The organism is Pseudomonas sp. FBF18, from assembly GCF_024261405.1.
GTDB classification, from domain to species: domain Bacteria; phylum Pseudomonadota; class Gammaproteobacteria; order Pseudomonadales; family Pseudomonadaceae; genus Aquipseudomonas; species Aquipseudomonas palmensis.
Genome location: NZ_QKRS01000006.1, coordinates 285,973 through 302,990, shown reverse-complemented (window position 1 = coordinate 302,990; position 17,018 = coordinate 285,973). Strand labels below are relative to the sequence as shown.

At 65.0% G+C, this 17,018-nt stretch carries 13 protein-coding genes; 6 read left to right on the top strand and 7 right to left on the bottom strand.

Going from position 1 to position 17,018, the window contains the following annotated elements; genetic code table 11:
* The coding region (locus DN387_RS12715) for a retention module-containing protein (protein WP_254506079.1) at positions 1-1,784 on the bottom strand (1,784 nt) is incomplete at its 3' end.
* Positions 1,785-2,294: 510 nt separating this feature from the next.
* On the opposite strand from DN387_RS12715, the gene DN387_RS12710 reads away from it, so the two are divergent.
* Genes DN387_RS12710 through DN387_RS12700 form a run of 3 tightly spaced genes read left to right on the top strand, consistent with a single transcriptional unit; the run spans position 2,295 to position 7,217 of the window.
* Positions 2,295-3,668, top strand: coding sequence for a TolC family outer membrane protein (locus tag DN387_RS12710; protein ID WP_043864130.1), 1,374 nt, complete (start codon positions 2,295-2,297; stop codon positions 3,666-3,668).
* A 28-nt stretch (positions 3,669-3,696) separates the two neighbouring features.
* Positions 3,697-5,850 (top strand): type I secretion system permease/ATPase, encoded by a 2,154-nt coding sequence (locus DN387_RS12705; RefSeq protein ID WP_043864131.1) that lies wholly within the window; start codon positions 3,697-3,699, stop codon positions 5,848-5,850.
* Positions 5,851-5,861: 11 nt separating this feature from the next.
* Complete coding sequence (locus DN387_RS12700) at positions 5,862-7,217, top strand: HlyD family type I secretion periplasmic adaptor subunit (RefSeq protein WP_043864132.1); 1,356 nt, start codon at positions 5,862-5,864, stop codon at positions 7,215-7,217.
* Positions 7,218-7,223: 6 nt separating this feature from the next.
* Here the strand turns inward: DN387_RS12700 and DN387_RS12695 are convergent, their stop codons facing one another.
* From DN387_RS12695 to DN387_RS12685, 3 genes are all read right to left on the bottom strand, one after another.
* A complete protein-coding gene (locus tag DN387_RS12695; protein WP_054914932.1) occupies positions 7,224-7,817 on the bottom strand; it encodes a tRNA-uridine aminocarboxypropyltransferase in 594 nt (197 codons plus the stop codon).
* A gap of 76 nt (positions 7,818-7,893) precedes the next feature.
* On the bottom strand, positions 7,894-9,459 hold the full coding sequence (locus tag DN387_RS12690; protein ID WP_043864134.1) for a PAS domain-containing methyl-accepting chemotaxis protein: 1,566 nt from the start codon (positions 9,457-9,459) through the stop codon (positions 7,894-7,896).
* Between the two features lie 136 nt (positions 9,460-9,595).
* A complete protein-coding gene (locus DN387_RS12685) occupies positions 9,596-10,489 on the bottom strand; it encodes a LysR family transcriptional regulator (protein ID WP_043864135.1) in 894 nt (297 codons plus the stop codon).
* A gap of 223 nt (positions 10,490-10,712) precedes the next feature.
* Between DN387_RS12685 and speB the strand changes: the two genes are divergently transcribed.
* The gene (gene speB, locus DN387_RS12680; RefSeq protein ID WP_043864136.1) at positions 10,713-11,663 is read left to right on the top strand and encodes an agmatinase; all 951 of its coding nucleotides are present in this window, start codon (positions 10,713-10,715) and stop codon (positions 11,661-11,663) included.
* 138 nt (positions 11,664-11,801) lie between these two features.
* On the top strand, positions 11,802-13,181 hold the full coding sequence (locus DN387_RS12675) for a sodium:solute symporter (RefSeq protein ID WP_054914933.1): 1,380 nt from the start codon (positions 11,802-11,804) through the stop codon (positions 13,179-13,181).
* Positions 13,182-13,712: 531 nt separating this feature from the next.
* On the opposite strand, the gene DN387_RS26055 is transcribed toward DN387_RS12675, so the two are convergent.
* The gene (locus DN387_RS26055) at positions 13,713-13,838 is read right to left on the bottom strand and encodes a PA1414 family protein (protein ID WP_286900691.1); all 126 of its coding nucleotides are present in this window, start codon (positions 13,836-13,838) and stop codon (positions 13,713-13,715) included.
* Between the two features lie 111 nt (positions 13,839-13,949).
* On the bottom strand, positions 13,950-14,849 hold the full coding sequence (locus tag DN387_RS12670; protein ID WP_054914934.1) for a LysR family transcriptional regulator: 900 nt from the start codon (positions 14,847-14,849) through the stop codon (positions 13,950-13,952).
* Between the two features lie 104 nt (positions 14,850-14,953).
* On the opposite strand from DN387_RS12670, the gene DN387_RS12665 reads away from it, so the two are divergent.
* On the top strand, positions 14,954-16,129 hold the full coding sequence (locus DN387_RS12665; protein WP_054914935.1) for an MFS transporter: 1,176 nt from the start codon (positions 14,954-14,956) through the stop codon (positions 16,127-16,129).
* Here DN387_RS12665 and DN387_RS12660 read toward each other — a convergent pair.
* Positions 16,077-17,006, bottom strand: coding sequence for a DMT family transporter (locus DN387_RS12660; protein WP_054914936.1), 930 nt, complete (start codon positions 17,004-17,006; stop codon positions 16,077-16,079). The genes DN387_RS12665 and DN387_RS12660 overlap by 53 nt on opposite strands.
* Positions 17,007-17,018 lie beyond the last annotated feature (12 nt).

Below are 17,018 nucleotides of genomic sequence, written 5' to 3'. Positions count from 1 at the left end.
TCCAATACGTTGCCGGTGACCGTACCGCCCTCCACCACCGTGGTGCTGTCCGACTCTGCCCGTGGCACATCGTCCACGATCTTGATCACGATGGTGCTGGTGACGCTGTTGCCCAGCGCGTCGGTAGCCTTGTAGGTGAAGGTTTCGGAGGTGACCACATTGGCCCCGTCGTTGCCACCGCCCACCTGCGGCGCGGACGTCAGGGTGTACTTGTAGCTGCCGTCGGCATTGATCTGGATCTGCCCGTAGGCGCCGGTGCTGCTGCCCACCAGCGTGAAGGTCAGCGCGCCGGAGCCACCACCGACCGAGCCGGCCAGCGTTCCGGTCGCGGTCTCGCCCGCCGAGCCCGGGTTGCTGCCCACCACTGTGCCCGGCGCAAGGTCTTGCGGGTCCTGGACCAGGTCCAGGGCCTTTTCATACACCGTGACGCTGTCCGGGCAGGCGACGAGCTTGCTGTCGGTGACGTTGATGGTGATGGTCGTGGTGCTTTCGTCACCGTCCGCATCGCGGATGGTGTAGGTGAACACATCGGTCGCGCCCGCTGGCGGCACGGCGTTGGGGTCGGCCTTGTACACCGCCTCGCCGTTGGCGTTGAGCACCAGCGTGCCGTAGGTACCCGCAATGTTCACGCCCAGCGAGCCGATGGCCGATGTCGAGGTATCGGAGCCGGCCCGCACACCGACCACCGTGTGCTCGACCGGCGGGCGATCGGCGCCCAGGCTGTCATTGTGCAGCACGTTGCCGGTGACGGTACCGCCTTCGACCACCGAGGCGCTGTCGGGCCTGGCCTGCGGCACGTCATCGACAATGTTCACGTCCAGGCTGCCGGTGGCCTTGCTGCCATCGCTGTCGATGGCCACCACGCTGAAGCTCTCACCGATGTTGTTGATGCCCTGGCCAGCGGGATGAGCTTCGTTGTCGAGCAAGGTGTAGCTGTAGCTCACCACGCCTGTGGCGGGGTTGTAGCCGGTGATGGTGAGGGTATTGCCCAGCCCCGTGGTGATCGATTGCGGAAAACCACTGACCACCCCGCCGATCACCACGTTGATGCCCCCGACGGTAAGCGTGTGCAGGCCATCGGGGGCATGCACGGTAAAGCTGCCGCTCTGGGTCAGCGCGCCATTATCGGGGCTTGAGCCATCGGCCAGGTTCTTCTCGTACACGGTCAGTTCACCGCCATTCACCTCCAGCCCGTCCAGTGTCACCGGGTGGTCGATGGGCGGCTCAACCGGCGGGATCACCGGCGGCACGAAACCGCCAGGGCCCTGGTCATCACCCCGCGCGCCAATCCAGGGTTCGGGAATCTCGGGGATGCTGTTGAAACCCGCCGTCGGAAAGCCGATCACCGGGTCCAGGTGCCCTCCCACCTCGGTGAGCTGCACGAACGAATGGCCGCCGCCCAATGCGCTTGGCGAACCGCCGTTGCCGGGGCCCGCCGCCGGAGCTTCGCCCTCCTGGCTGGGGTCGGCGCCCGCCGCAATGGCCTGCTGCAGTTTCTCCACATCGGTCAGTTGTGCCTGGCTGGGCGTCACCGTCTCGGGCGCGTTCACGTGCGAGGCATGGTTGGCCAGCAGGTCGGGAGACAGCTGCAGGCTGCTGTCACGGCCCAGGGTCAGCTCGGTACCGTTTTCCAGGTGCACCGCCACTGCCCCGGCCGCGCCGGTTTCCAGTTGTTCCCCGGCATAAAGGCGGTCGCCTTCCACCAGGGCACGTCGACCGCCATCGGCCGCTACCGCGAATACCTGGCCGACAACCTTGCTGACCACACCGATCAAATTAGCCATGAGCATGCCTCCATTGCCGAAGGTTTTCGCAAACACGTGCCGGGGTATCGCGAAACCTGGCGCGGGCAATGCCCGGCCGACTCGGAGAACAACCTTGCGACCGCACGCACCGATCTCAACGAAATCAATGCATTCGGCCTGCCCATGCTCCGGTTAAGTCACGCTGCGATCTGGCAATCGGCCATGAGCCAAAATTTTGTCGCCATATTTCGCCGCGTTGACCTCCCCTCCGCTCACTCCAAACCCAATGCTGCAAAAAACGAGGAACTTTATCGGACGCCCTGACAGGCCAACATCTGCGCCTGTTTTCGAGCTATCTGAAGAGAACAATGTCTTGCTTTGAGCACAGCGCATAAGTTTTTTTTCGCATATCGGTTATGAGAAATACTTCTTAGGTTGGCCGTTAAATGTTCTTAGCTCTGTTGTTACAAGCCTGAAACGGTTTGACCTCCATTTTTCGTCATTTTTTTGGCGATTGAGAGACCACAAGAAATCAGGGAGATGTCATCCATGCGCGTTTTGACCCCCATCAGCAGCGCGATTCTGTTCGCCATGATCTGTGCCAACGCGCAGGCCATGTCCTTGTCACAAGCCGTGCAGAGCGCCGTGGACTACCACCCGGAGAACAAGGCCGGGATCAATAGCCGGCTGTCCGCCGACGAGGATGTGAAGGTGGCCAGAGGGGGCTACTTTCCCACCGTCGACCTGGTGGCCGGCTACGGACGCGAACGTTCAGACAACACCAACACCCGCGGCTTCAACGCCGACGGCAGCCGCAATCACAACAAGGAAACCCTGAACTACACCCAGTCCGAACTGCGCCTGCGCCAGATGCTGTTCGACGGCTTCAATACCGCCAATGAAGTGGGCCGCACCGAGGCCGTGGTCAATTCACGCGCCTACTACGTGCAGGCCACCTCTGAGACCATCGCCCTGCGCGCCATCGAGGTGTACCTGGAAGTGCTCAAGCGCCGCGAGCTGGTGACCCTGGCCAAGAACAACCTGCAGGCACACCTGCGCGTCAACGACCAGATCGGCCTGCGCAGCGAGCGCGGCGTGGGCAGCAATGCCGACCTCGACCAGTCCACCGCACGCCGGGCGCTGGCCGACAATAACCTGTACACCGCCCAGGTCGACCTGGCCGATGCCGAAGCCAATTTCATCAGCGTGGTCGGGCGTGCCCCCGACGAGCTGGAAACCCCGGTGTCGATCAAGGGCGAGATGCCCGGCGACCTGACCCAGGCGCGCCAGGCCATGTTGCAGAACAACCCCTACCTCAAGTCGGCCCAGGCCGACATCCAGGCCGCCGAGCAACAGTACGAAGTGGCCAAGTCGCCGTTCTACCCGCGCCTGGATGCAGAGCTCGCCACCGGCGCCAACAACAACATCGCCGGTGAACCCGGGCATGCCAACAGCGATTGGCGAGCCGGCGTGGTGATGAGCTACAACCTGTTCAAGGGCGGCAGCGACAAGGCCCGCCTGCAGTCGGATGCGCACAAGATCAACCAGGCCATGGACATCCGCAACAACGCCTTGCGCACCCTCAACGAAAACCTCGCGCTGTCGTGGAACGCCATGACCAACGCGCGCCTGCAAACCCCGACCGCACGCGAATACGCCGACACCACAACCCGTGTGCGCGCCGCCTACCAGGATCAGTTCGGTCTGGGCCAACGCACCCTGCTCGACCTGCTCGACAGCGAGAACGAGCTGTACAACGCCAACCGTCGCTACACCGAAGTGCGCTACACCGAGGAGTTCTCGATGTACCGGGTGCTGGCCAACATGGGCGAGTTGCTGAGCAAACAGAAGATCTCGCTGCCACCGGAGGCCATTGCACGCAGCGAAGTCAGAAGCGACGCCACGCTGCCGGACCTGCGTTGAACACGTTCGACCGCCCGAGGAGCCGCCCATGACCAGCATGCAGCCGGCCGGCACCGCCGACCCGCGCCAGAGCTTCGATGACCCGTTGCTCGACGGGCTGCTGATACTGTGCAAGCTGCACGGCGCTGCGGTCAGTCGCAGCAGCCTGTGTGCCGGCCTGCCGCTGGCCGAACAGCGCATGAGCCTCGACCTGCTGCCGCGCGCAGCGGCCCGGGCCGGCCTGCAGGCACGGGTACTGCGCCGCGAGCTGGGCGCGATCTCGGCGCTCAACCTGCCGGTGCTGCTGTTGCTTGCCGATGGCCGCAGCGCCGTGCTGCGGCGCTGGGGCGAGAACGACCAGGCCCTGATACTGCCCAGTGAAGCCGAAGGCGGCGAGCAGTGGGTCAGCCGCCAGGAGCTGGCCGACGTCTACAGCGGCCAGGCCCTGTTCGCACGCCCGCGCCACGAGGTCGAAGACCTGCGCACACCGCTGCTGCCCAGGGTCAACGCCTGGTTCCGTGACACCCTCAAGCAGTCGCGCTGGCTCTACAGCGACGCCTTGCTGGCCAGCCTGCTGATCAACCTGCTGGGCCTGATGGTGCCGCTGTTCGTGATGCAGACCTACGACCGGGTGGTGCCCAACCAGGCCACCTCCACCCTGTGGGTGCTGGTCATCGGCCTGATGCTCGGCACCCTGTTCGAGCTGGTGCTGCGCGTGGTGCGTGCGCACCTGCTGGACCAGGCCGGCAAGAAGACCGACCTGATCCTGTCGGCCACCCTGTTCGAGCGCATCACCGGCATGTCGATGAAGGCCCGCCCGGCCACCATCGGCGGCTTCGCCCAGAGCATCCACGACTTCCAGGGCCTGCGCGAATTCCTCACGGCGGTGACCCTGACCAGCGTCATCGACCTGCCCTTCGTGGTGCTGATGCTACTGGTGATCGGCCTGCTGGGCGGCTGGCTGGTGGTGATTCCGCTGGTGGCCTTTCCGATCACCATCGCCTTTGCGCTGTTCATCCAGGCACGCCTGCGCGATACCGTGGAAAAAAGCCTGAGCCTGGGCGCGCTGCGCCAGGCGCTGCTGATCGAGACCCTGGGCGGCCTGGAAACCCTCAAGGCCTGCGGGGCCGAAAGCGAGCGCCAGCACCAGTGGGAAAGCACCCACGGCGCCCTCACCCGCCTCGACGTACAGGCGCGCAACCTTTCGGCACTGGCCACCAACGGCACCCTGTTCATCCAGCAGCTGTGCGGCATGGCCACCATCGTCGCCGGGGTGTACAGCATCATTGCCGGCAACCTCAGCGTGGGTGCCCTGGTGGCCAGCTACATGCTCGGCAGCCGCGTGCTCGCACCACTGGGCCAGATCGCCGGGCTGATCACCCGCTACCAGCAGGCCCAGCTGACCATGCACAGCACCGACGCGCTGATGGCCCTGCCCCAGGAACGCCCTGCCGGCCAGCAGACCCTGGAGCGCACCCAGTTGCACGGCGCGCTGCAGGTCAGCCAGGTGACCTTCCGCTACAACGGGCAGAACGCCGCAGCGCTGGACAACGTGAGCTTCACGGTCAAGCCGGGCGAACGCATCGGCATCATCGGTCGCAGCGGCTCGGGCAAGAGCACCCTGGCACGCCTGCTAATGGGCTTCTACGAACCCGAAGAGGGGCAGATCCTGCTCGACAACCTCGACCTGCGCCAGCTCGACATCGCCGACCTGCGCCAGCAGCTCGGCTACGTGGCCCATGACCTGCCGCTGCTGGCCGGCAGCCTGCGCGACAACCTGACCCTGGGCGCACGCTACGTCAGCGATGCGCGCATGCTCGAAGTGGCCGAGATGACCGGCGTGAGCGAACTGGCCCGCCAGCACCCGCAAGGCTTCGAACGGCCGGTGGGCGAGCGCGGCATGCTGCTCTCCGGCGGCCAGCGCCAGACCGTGCTGCTGGCCCGCGCGATGCTGCTGGAACCGCCGATCCTGATCCTCGACGAGCCCACCAGCCATATGGACAACAGCAGCGAAGACCAGCTGCGCCAGCGCCTGCACGGCTGGGTGCAGGGCAAGACCCTGCTGCTGGTCACCCACCGCACCTCGATGCTCAGCCTGGTCGACCGCCTGGTGGTGCTGGACAACGGCAAGGTGGTGGCCGACGGGCCCAAGGACGCGGTCATCGACGCACTGCGCAAGGGCCGTGTCGGCTCTGCACTCTGAGGGGTATCAGCATGTCTGCATTGTCCGGCCTGGGCGATTACATCCGCAGCTTCGGCAAGACTGCCGAACGCGAGTACATGCCGGACCTGGCCGGCGCGACGCTGCAGGACTCGCCCCGCCTGTCGCGCATCACCGTGTGGCTGGCGGCAGGCTTGCTGCTGGTGGCACTGGTGTGGGCCAAATTCGCGGTGCTCGATGAAGTCACCATGGGCGAAGGCAAGGCCATCCCGTCGAGCAAGGTGCAGGTGATCCAGAACCTGGAGGGCGGCATCGTCACCGAGATCTTCGTGCGCGAGGGGCAGATGGTGAACAAGGGCGACACCCTGCTGCGCCTGGACGACACGCGCTTTCTGTCGAACAAGGGCGAAAGCGAAGCCGACCGCTATGCCCTGACCGCGCAGGTCGAGCGCCTGTCCGCCGAGGCCGAGGGTCGCCCCTTCCAGCTTTCGGAGGTGGTACGCAGCAAGGCCCCGCAGGTGGCCGAGGACGAACTGTCGCTGTACCAGTCGCGCCAGCGCCGCCTCACCAGCGAGAAACAGACGCTCAACGAGCAACTGCGGCAGAAAACCCAGGAGCTGGCCGAGTTTCGCTCCAAACTGGAGCAGTACCGCTCGGGCCTGGCATTGCTGCAGCAAGAGCTGAACATGTCCACGCCGCTGGTGGGCACCGGCGCGATTTCGCCGGTGGAGATCCTGCGCCTCAAGCGCAGCGCGGTGGAGGCTCGCGGCTCGCTGAACGCCACCAGCCTGGCGATTCCGCGGGCCGAAGCGGCGGCGGCGGAGATCCGCAGCAAGATCGAGGAATCCGAGGCAGGCTTTCGCTCGGAGGCGGCCAAGGAACTCAACGACAAGCGCACCGAGCTTTCGAAGATCACCGCCACCAGCATCGCCATCGACGACCGTGTCACCCGCACCACCGTGGTGTCGCCGGTGCACGGCATCATCAAGCTGCTCAAGGTCAACACCATTGGCGGTGTGGTGCAGCCGGGCAGCGACCTGCTGGAGATCGTGCCGCTGGAAGACAACCTGCTGATCGAGGCCAAGGTGCGCCCACAGGACGTGGCCTTTCTGCACCCCGGGCAGACCGCGATGGTCAAGTTCAGTGCGTACGACTACACGATCTATGGTGGCCTGAAGGCCAAGCTGGAACTGATCGGCGCCGACACGGTGACGGACGACAAGGGCAACGCGTTCTACCTGATCCAGGTGCGCACCGACAAGAACCACCTGGGCGGGGACAACAAACCGTTGCTGATCATCCCGGGCATGACCGCCACGGTGGACATCATCACCGGGCACAAGAGCGTGCTGGATTACCTGCTCAAGCCGGTGCTCAAGGCACGCACCGAGGCGTTGCGCGAGCGCTAGCGCCCATCAACGCAGGTGGTTGCGCTCGTAGGTCTGTTGCCCCATCGCCGCAATCTGCCCCTCGATCAGGGCATCGAACGGCCGCAGCAGCGCATCGAACAGCGCCGGCGCCTCCAGCACGTTCAATGCCTGCGCCACTGCCTCGATGGTCGACAAGGCGCCCTCCCCGGGTGCCTTGCGCAACCGATAGCGCGACGGCTGCAACGCCCCCAGCGTGACCCGTGGCAACGTTGCCAGCAAAGGGTTCACATGCAGCAACTTGCGCGCCTTGCGCCAGGTGCCGTCGGGCACCACCAGCAACCACGGTCGCTCATCGCCAGCATAAGCCTGCAGCGCCTGCGCGCCCTCACCCGGGAACAACAGGCCGGTGCGATACCCCGGCTGCGTCAGCCACTGCTCGAGATCCTCGAACACCTCGCCCACCCGCAACTCGGCATTGCGCAGGCCAAGCGCCGCCAGCCTGGCGGTGTTCAAGGCATGGTTCACTTCGCTGGGATGCTGCAGCAGCAGTACACGGGTGCGGCTGTCCAGGCGGGGGATCAACGCGCAAAGGCAATGGGATTGTGGGCGCAGGCAGCGCTCGCAGTGAATTCTGGACATCGGGTTCTCCTGGGGCGCGAAGTGTGCCACAGCAGGCCCGCGAAATACCTCACCGCCCTGGGTCAAACGCGCGGATTCAGCGATTGAAGCGTTCGGCCAGGCTGTACAGGTAGTCGGCCATGCGCTGCAGGTCCTGGCTGATCTCGGCGCCCTGCTTGGCCTGCCCGGCGCTGTGGTCGCACAGCTGGGCGATGCGCGTGATCTGCTGGTTGATGTCTTCGGCCACATGACTCTGCTGTTCCGACGCCGTGGCCATCTGCTGGCTCATGCCGGTGATGCGGCTGACCGCCTGGCTGATGCCCACCAGCGCGGTCTGCACGGCCTCGACACTGTGCACGCTGTCACGCGAGATCTGCTCGCCTCGGCTGGCACTGCTCACCGCCCGCTCGGCCCCGGCACGCAGGCTGGCGATGATCTGGTGGATTTCCTCGGTCGAGACCCGCGTGCGCTGCGCCAGCGACCGCACCTCGTCGGCCACCACGGCAAAACCGCGGCCCTGCTCGCCGGCCCGCGCCGCCTCGATGGCGGCATTGAGCGCCAGCAGGTTGGTCTGCTCGGCGATCGAGGTGATCACATCCACCACGCTGCCGATGGACTGGGTTTGCCCGGCCAGTTCGTTCACCGCCTGGCCGATCTCGGTCACCGCATCGGCCATGCTGCCCATTGCCTGCAGGCTTCGTTGTGCCAGGTCGCTGCCCTGGCGGGCCAACTGGTCGGCATCGGACGCCGCCGTGGCGGTGTCCTGCACGTTGTGGGTGACCTGCTGGATGGTTGCCGCCATCTGCGCAATGGCGGCCGCCGACTGGTCGGTCTCGCAGCGCTGGCGGTCGAGCATCTGCGCCTGGGCCCCGGACAGGTCGCTCGATTGCGTGGCCCGTGCCTTGACCCCGACGCCGGCGTCCACCAGCCGCGTGAGCGCGGTCTGCAGGCGCGCTTCCTCGCTGATGATCGCCAGGTCCAACTGCCCCTGCAGGCCCCGGTTGTCACTGTAGGTCAGCGCTACCAGCGGGCTGGTGAAGGCCCTGGGGTGCTCGGCCAGGGTACGCCGGATCATCCGGTCGTGATGGGCCTCGATCAGGTACCAGGCACTGAGCAGGCTGGCCATCAACACGCCCAGCGCCGCGTACTGGGGCAGCCACAGGTAGCCGGCGGCCGACAGCAGCGCCGCCCCTACCAGCGGCCAGCCCAGCTCCAGTTGCACCGCTGCACGCGCGGCCCAGGACATGGCGCCCCGGCCCTGGCGCAAGCGTGCATACAACGCCGTGGCTCGACGGATCTGGTCCGGGGTGGGCACCGAGCGCACCGACTCGTAGCCACTGATACGGCCATCCTCGTAGATGGCCGTCACGTAGGCACTGACCCAGTAGAAATCGCCGTTCTTCGCGCGGTTCTTGACCACCCCCATCCAGGGCTTGCCTTGCTTGAGGGTGTCCCACATGTGCCCGAACACCGCGGGCGGCATGTCCGGGTGGCGTACAAGGTTATGGGGCTGGCCCACCAGTTCGTCGTAGGTAAAACCGCTGATGCTGACGAAGGCGTCGTTGCAGTAGGTGATGCGGCTGTTGAGGTCGGTGGTGGATATCAGGCGCTGATCGCTCGGGAAGGTTCTTTCATGCTCAGTGACGGGCAGATTCGTACGCATCTCGGCGATCCCTGCTTGGAAGATGTTGGGAATTTTCAACAAGCAAGAACAGGTTTAGCAGAGCATTTACGGGCTTGTAGGGCTTGTCTGAAGGATTTTTCTTCTATTTGCGCAAAAGATTTTCATGCGCATCCGATCAGGCCGGCGTGAGCTGCGCCTTGAGGCGGTCGCGAAAGGTCTGGATCAAGGGTTCGCGGCTGCGCCCCCGGCGAATGATCAGCGAGAACGGCGCCTGATAGCCGAAGGTCGCCGGCGACAGCACCCGCAGGTCGCCCTTGTCCACCCAGGCCTGGGCATAGTGTTCAGGCAGGTAGCCGATGTAAGCCCCCGACAGTACCAGGATCAGCTGTGCCTCCATGCTCTCGACCGTGGCGGCGCTGTGCTTGAAGCCGTGGCGGGCCAGTTCGGCCTGGCTCCAGTAGCCGCGACCGACCATGCGCTGCTGGGTGATCACCTGTTCGGGAATGCGCCGCTCGGTGAACAGCGAATGCCGGTTGCTGCAGTACAGCCAATGCTGCTCGCGGTACAACGGCTGATACACCAGCCCGCTCATGCGCGTGGAGAAAGCGCCGATGGCCAGGTCCAGGCGGTTGTCCTGCACCCCCAGTTGCAGTTCGTAGGGGCTGGACACCGACAGGTGCAGGTGCACGGCCGGGTGTTCGAGGCTATAGGCACCGATGGCGTCGGCCAGCGGCAATGCGCGATCGCCGACCGTGGAGTCGATCACCCCCAGGTTCAGGGTGCCGCGCAGCTCGCCCTTGAGCGCCGCCGCGTACTGCTCGAAACCGTCCATTTCGGCCAGCAGGCGCAGGGTCTCCTGATGGAACAGCTCGCCCTTGCTGGTGAGGCTGAAGCCGCCGCGCCCACGGTGGCACAGCACGATACCCAGCGCCGACTCAAGCTGGCTCATGTAGGTACTGATGGCGGACGTGGACAGGTTCAGCTCGCGCTGGGCATTGGCGAAGCCCTGGTGGCGTACCACGCTGACGAAGATGCGCAGCAATTTCAGATCAGGCAGGGCCGAGGCCATGGCAAGGGCTCCAACAGGGCAACGAATACGCGCCAGTCTACCCGCTGATCGCCATTAGTTCATGAAAACCTGAAGTAAGTATTTGCCTGTAGCGATTCTCTTGGCGCACTACCTTTTGCAGACTCTGCGCCAATGCACCTGTCCTCGCGCATTGCTGCACCTGTTCGCAGGGTGGCCGGACAGGTTCCAACAACTAGAACAATCCAAACCGTGAGGCCCGACCGTGGACAAGATTCTTCACCAACCACTGGGCGGCAACGAAATGCCGCGTTTCGGCGGCATCGCCACCATGCTGCGTCTTCCCCACCTGCCCAGCGCCGCCGGCCTGGACGCTGCCTTCATCGGCATCCCGCTGGACATCGGCACCTCGCTGCGTTCCGGCACCCGCTTCGGCCCGCGCCAGATCCGTGCCGAATCCGTGATGATCCGCCCGTACAACATGGCCACCGGCGCCGCCCCGTTCGACTCGCTGTCGGTCGCCGACATCGGCGACGTGGCAATCAACACCTTCAACCTGCTCGACGCGGTGCGCATCATCGAAGAGGCCTACGACGAGATCCTCGAGCACGACGTGATCCCCATGACCCTGGGCGGCGACCACACCATCACCCTGCCGATCCTGCGCGCGATCCACAAGAAGCACGGCAAGGTCGGGCTGGTGCACATCGATGCCCATGCCGACGTCAACGATCACATGTTCGGCGAGAAGATCGCCCACGGCACCACCTTCCGTCGCGCCGTCGAAGAAGGCCTGCTGGACTGCGACCGCGTGGTGCAGATCGGCCTGCGCGCCCAGGGCTACACCGCCGAAGACTTCAACTGGAGCCGCAAGCAGGGCTTTCGCGTGGTGCAGGCCGAGGAGTGCTGGCACAAGTCGCTGGAGCCGCTGATGGCCGAAGTGCGTGAAAAGGTCGGTGGTGGTCCGGTTTACCTGAGCTTCGACATCGACGGCATCGATCCGGCCTGGGCACCGGGCACCGGCACCCCGGAAATCGGTGGCCTGACCACCATCCAGGCGATGGAGATCATCCGTGGCTGCCAGGGGCTGGACCTGATCGGTTGCGATCTGGTGGAGGTCTCGCCGCCCTACGACACCACCGGCAACACCTCGTTGCTCGGCGCCAACCTGTTGTACGAAATGTTGTGTGTTCTGCCTGGCGTAGCGCATCGCTAACGGCCATCGGCCTGGAGTTTCACCCCCGGATGGAGCCTTTCGGCGGGCCGTACACGCGGCCCGCTTGCGGATGAATGACGCCTGGCGCACGCCACCGGCGATCGATCTCACCATAATAAAGATAATCGGAGACACCCCATGGCCTTGGACATATTCGTTGTACTGATATACGCCGCCGGCATGCTGGTACTGGGCTGGTTCGGCATGCGCCGCGCGAAGACCCACGAAGACTACCTGGTGGCCGGGCGCAACCTGGGCCCAAGCCTGTATATGGGCACCATGGCCGCCACCGTGCTGGGCGGCGCCTCTACCGTCGGCACCGTGAAGCTGGGCTATGTGCACGGCATTTCCGGCTTCTGGCTGTGCGCCGCGCTGGGCCTGGGCATCATTGCCCTGAACCTGTTCCTGGCCAAGCCGCTGCTGCGCCTGCGCATCTTCACCGTGACCCAGGTGCTGGAAAAGCGCTACAACCCCATGGCCCGCCAGGCCAGCGCCGTGATCATGCTGGCCTACGCCCTGATGATCGCCGTGACCTCTACCCTGGCCATCGGCACCGTGCTGCAGGTGCTGTTCGACCTGCCGTTCTGGGGCGCCATCCTGCTCGGTGGTGGCGTGGTGGTGGTCTACTCGACCATTGGCGGCATGTGGTCGCTGACCCTGACCGACATTGTGCAGTTCGTGATCAAGACCGTGGGCCTGATGTTCATCCTGCTGCCGATCTGCCTGTACCGGGTGGGCGGCTGGGACGAACTGGTGGCCAAGCTGCCGGCTGCCAGCTTCAACCTGACCACCATTGGTTGGGACACCATCATCACCTACTTCCTGATCTACTTCTTCGGCATCCTGATCGGCCAGGACATCTGGCAGCGCGTGTTCACTGCCCGTGACGAAAAAGTCGCCCAGCGGGCCGGTACCACGGCCGGTGTGTACTGCGTGATCTACGGCCTGGTGTGTGCCCTGATCGGCATGTGTGCGCATGTGCTGCTGCCTGACCTGGGCAATGCCAACAATGCGTTTGCGGCGATCGTGAAGTCAGCGTTGCCCGACGGCATCCGTGGGCTGGTGATTGCCGCGGCCCTGGCGGCGATGATGTCCACCGCCAGTGCCGGCTTGCTGGCTGCCTCCACGGTGCTGACCGAAGACCTGCTGCCCAAGCTGCGTGGCGGCAAGCAGTCGAGCCTTGGCATCAACCGGTTGTTTACCTTGCTTACGGGTATTGCGGTGCTGGGGATCGCGCTGGTGGTAGTGGATGTGATCAGTGCATTGACCCTGGCGTACAACCTGCTGGTGGGCGGCATGCTGGTGCCGTTGATCGGGGCGATCTACTGGAAGCGTGCAACCACGGCCGGGGCAATCACCAGCATGGGGCTGGGGTTCGTGACGGCGCTGGTGTTCATGTTCAAGGATGGGATGGATGCCAATACGCCGATCTACTACAGCCTGGCGATCGGGTTGGTGAGTTTTGTGGTGGTGAGTTTGATGTCGCGTCGGCCGATGGGCGCGGTGAATCTGGCATAGGACGCCCCGCCCGGGTAGCGGGGCGGAGGGTCATGGACGACCTGTAGGAGCGGGCCTTGCCCCGCGAAGGCAGCAACGCGCCACATGCCTGAAACGCAACGTCCGAAATTCTGGATCAGCAACAGGCCCTGTAAAATCGGCAAGCGCAGGCTTATCCAGCATGGATGCAGCCAGCAAGGGCCCCTTCCGCTCTTACAGCGGCTTACTTTTTTCTTGGAAAAAGTAAGCAAAACCGCTCCCGTCCATCATCCGGCCCTACGCTTCGCTACGGGTCCCCTCATTCCACCCACGCTCCGTAGGGCCACGCCGAACGGGCATCCCTGCCCATCGGCGCTTTACGGGCCATCCATGGCCCTCCACCCCACTACGCGCAGGTTCCATTCGGCCTCCTGGGGGACGGGAAGATCAAAAGCCAAAGCCAAAGCCAAAGCCAAAGCCAAAGCCTTTCAGAGATTTTGTGGGAATGGGGACGGCTGAAAAATCGCAAAAGAATACCGACGCATTGCGCAATGCGTCGGTTTCAGCAGCACGCTAGCGCCGAGGTTGGCGTTTGCGTTGCTCCTCATCGGTAGGGATCGGTACAGGCTGCATGGGTGGCGGGACAAGCCCCAATGCCACAGCCAGGTCGTGGAGCCAGTTGAACAGATCGTTTCTCATAACTCCCCCTCACGGGTCATCTGCGCGCGAAGTACGGCGGCGGCGCTACAAACTCATCATAGCCCCATGTGCAGCATCACGCCCGGGTAAAAACTTCTCTATTGATTTCAGTCAGGCACGCAGGGCCACCTCGGCATCATCGCTCACCTGCCCCTTCACCGCTTCCTGCACCGCTATCCAGGCACTCAGGTTGGCCCCGCACATGCCCTTGCGCCACATCAGCCAGGTGGTGGTCTGGTCGAACGGCGACTGCAACGGGTGCACCGTGACCCGTTCACGGCCCGGCAGGCTTTCAAGCATCGAGGTCGCCATCAACGCCACACCCGCCCCGGCGATCACGCAGGCCAGCATGCTGGGATACGATTCGATTTCCATCACCCGCCCCATCGCCGCACGATCATGGGCGTACCAGGCCTCCAGCCGCATGCGGTACGAGCATCCCTGGCGAAACGTGAACACCGCACGCCCAGCCACATCCCGGGCACTGTGCACCGGCGGGTGGTCGGCCTCGGTGAGCAGCACCAGGGTCTCCTCGCACAAGGGCACCCCGTCGAGCCCGGCCAGGGCCAGCGGTCCATCCACCAGCGCCGCGTCGAGACGCCCGCTGAGCAGCCCTTCGAGCAATTCGCCGCTGGGGGCGGTCTGCACCTGCAGGTTCACCGCCGGGTAAGCTCGGTGATAGCGCGCCAGCAGCTCCGGCAGATGAATGGCCGCTGAACTGTACATGCTGCCCAGCACGAAATTCCCCGCCGGCTCGCCCCCCTGAACCGCCGCAAAGGCTTCGTCATGCAACGCCAGCATGCGTGCGCTGTAGTCCAGCAGCACCTTACCAGCCGGCGACAGCTGCAGGCGCTGGCGCTCGCGCCGAAACAGCTCCACGCCCAGTTGCTCTTCCAGCTGGCGCAGGCGCGTGGACAGGTTGGAGGGCACGCGGTGCAGGCGCTCGGCCGCGCGGGTGATCGACCCCTCTTCGCCGACCGCCTGAAAGATGCGCAGTTGACTCAGCTCCACGGCAATTCTCCAAAACTGAACAAGTTTCTCATCATTATTCAATTTTTATGAAAGTCAACCCGCAGTAGCCTGACGGTCAACGCTCATCGCACAGGAACCCCACCATGTCCTCGACAATGCGCCTGCTGGCCAGCTTCGTTGCCCTGATGATGGCCATGGGCATCGGCCGATTCGCCCTCACCCCGCAACTGCCGCACCTGATCAGCGAAGGCCAGATCAGCCTGACCGCCGCCGGGCTGGTAGCTGCCGCCAATTACCTGGGCTACCTGCTCGGCGCCCTCGACGCGATGTTCGCGCACCGCCCCGCCCAGGTGCGCAAACGCCTGCTGGCCGGGTTGTGGCTGTGTGTGCTGCTGACCCTGGCCTCGTTCTGGGCCCACGGGTTCTGGCCGCATATGGCGCTGCGCCTGGGCACCGGCATCGCCAGTGCGTGGGTGGTGGTGACGCTCACCGGCATGACTCAACACCTGGCCGCTCAAAGCCGGCAACCGCGCCTTGGCGCACTGGTGTTCGCCGGCCCTGGCATGGGTATCCTGCTCACGGGGATGCTGGCACTGGGCGCCAATCTGCAGGGCCTGGGTTCGGCACCGCTTTGGCTGATCTACGCCGCCGTGGCGCTGCTGATGCTGCTGGTGATCCAGCCCGCGCTGCCACACCCGCAACCAGTGCCCGCGCACAAGGCCACCGCGCAGGGTGCGACACCCGGCATCGGGCGGCTGGGGCTGATCTATGCACTGTACGGGGTGGGATACATCATTCCGGCCACTTTCATGTCACAGATGGCCAGCGCACGTTTTCACGGCCAGTGGCTGGCCGACCTGTTCTGGCCGGCCTTCGGCCTGGCTGCCGCCATGGGTGTGGTGCTGGTCAGCCTGCGCCGCCCGCACCACGGCAGCACGGCGCGCTGGCTGATGGCAACGTTGTGGCTGCAGGCCGCCGGGGTACTGGCCTGCCTGCTGGGCAGCGGCGCCGGCCTGGCGCTGGGTGTACTGCTGTGCGGCACGCCGTTTCTGGCCTGCATGCAGTTGGTGATGCAGCGCTCGCGCGAACTGGCCCCCCACGCCACCCACCGCAATGCCGGCCTGCTGACCACCTGCTTCGCCCTCGGCCAGCTCAGCGGCCCGCTGCTGGCGGCGTTGAGCAATCAGTTCAGCGCCAGCCTGCAACCGGCGCTGGTAGTGGCCGCCAGCGGCCTGATCATCGCCGGGGCCCTGCTGTTGCGCCCGGCTACTGGCCGAGCAGGCGCCGCAGACGCCTGCGTACCCACTGCTCGGCACTGACCAGGGTAATGCCCAGCAACACGCAGACGGCGCCCAGGATGAAGTTCAGGCTCAACGGCTCGCCCAGCAGCAACACGCCGAACGTCACCCCGAACAACGGGGTGATGAACGAGAACACCGCCAGGTTGGACGCCAGGTAGCGACGCAGCAGCCAGAACCAGGTCAGGTAGCTGAAGAACGACACCACCACCGCCTGGAACAGCACACTGCTGATCGATGTGGCGGTCAGCATCACATGGCCGACCTGCCCGGTCAGCACCGCGATCAGCAGCAGGCCGACGAAGCCGACCATCAGTTGGTAGAACAGGGTCAGGGTAGCCGGTGCCTCCGACAGGCGCGAAGCCCGCACCACGACGGTGGTCGCGCCCCAGGCCATGCCGGCCATCACGCCCATCGCATCGCCCAGCAGCATGCGCCCATCGAGGTTGTCCAGCGACAGTCCGCCGGCAAAGGCCACGGCAATACCGGCGAACGCCAGCAGGATGCCGAGCCACTGCAGCGGGCGAAGGCGCTCGCTGGGCAGCATGAAGTGCAGCCCCAGCGCAGTGAACACCGGCGCGGTGTAGAGGAACACCGACATGTGCGCCGCGGACGTCAGTTGCAGCCCTTCGGCTATCAGCAGAAACTCCAGGCCGAACAGCGAACCGGCCAGCAGACCGCCCTTCCAGGTGGTGCCCAGCTGTTCCCAGCCACCCCGCCAGCACATCAGCAACGCGACCATCAGTGCCGAGATGCCCGAGCGCGCGGCGGCCTGCATCACCGGTGCGATGTCCGGCGCGGCCCACTTGATCATGACCTGCTGGATGCCCCAGATCAGGCAGAGGCCCAGCATGACTTGCAGAGCGAAGGTGTCGGTATTCTTACGAAGGGCGCTCAAGGGCGACCCCCA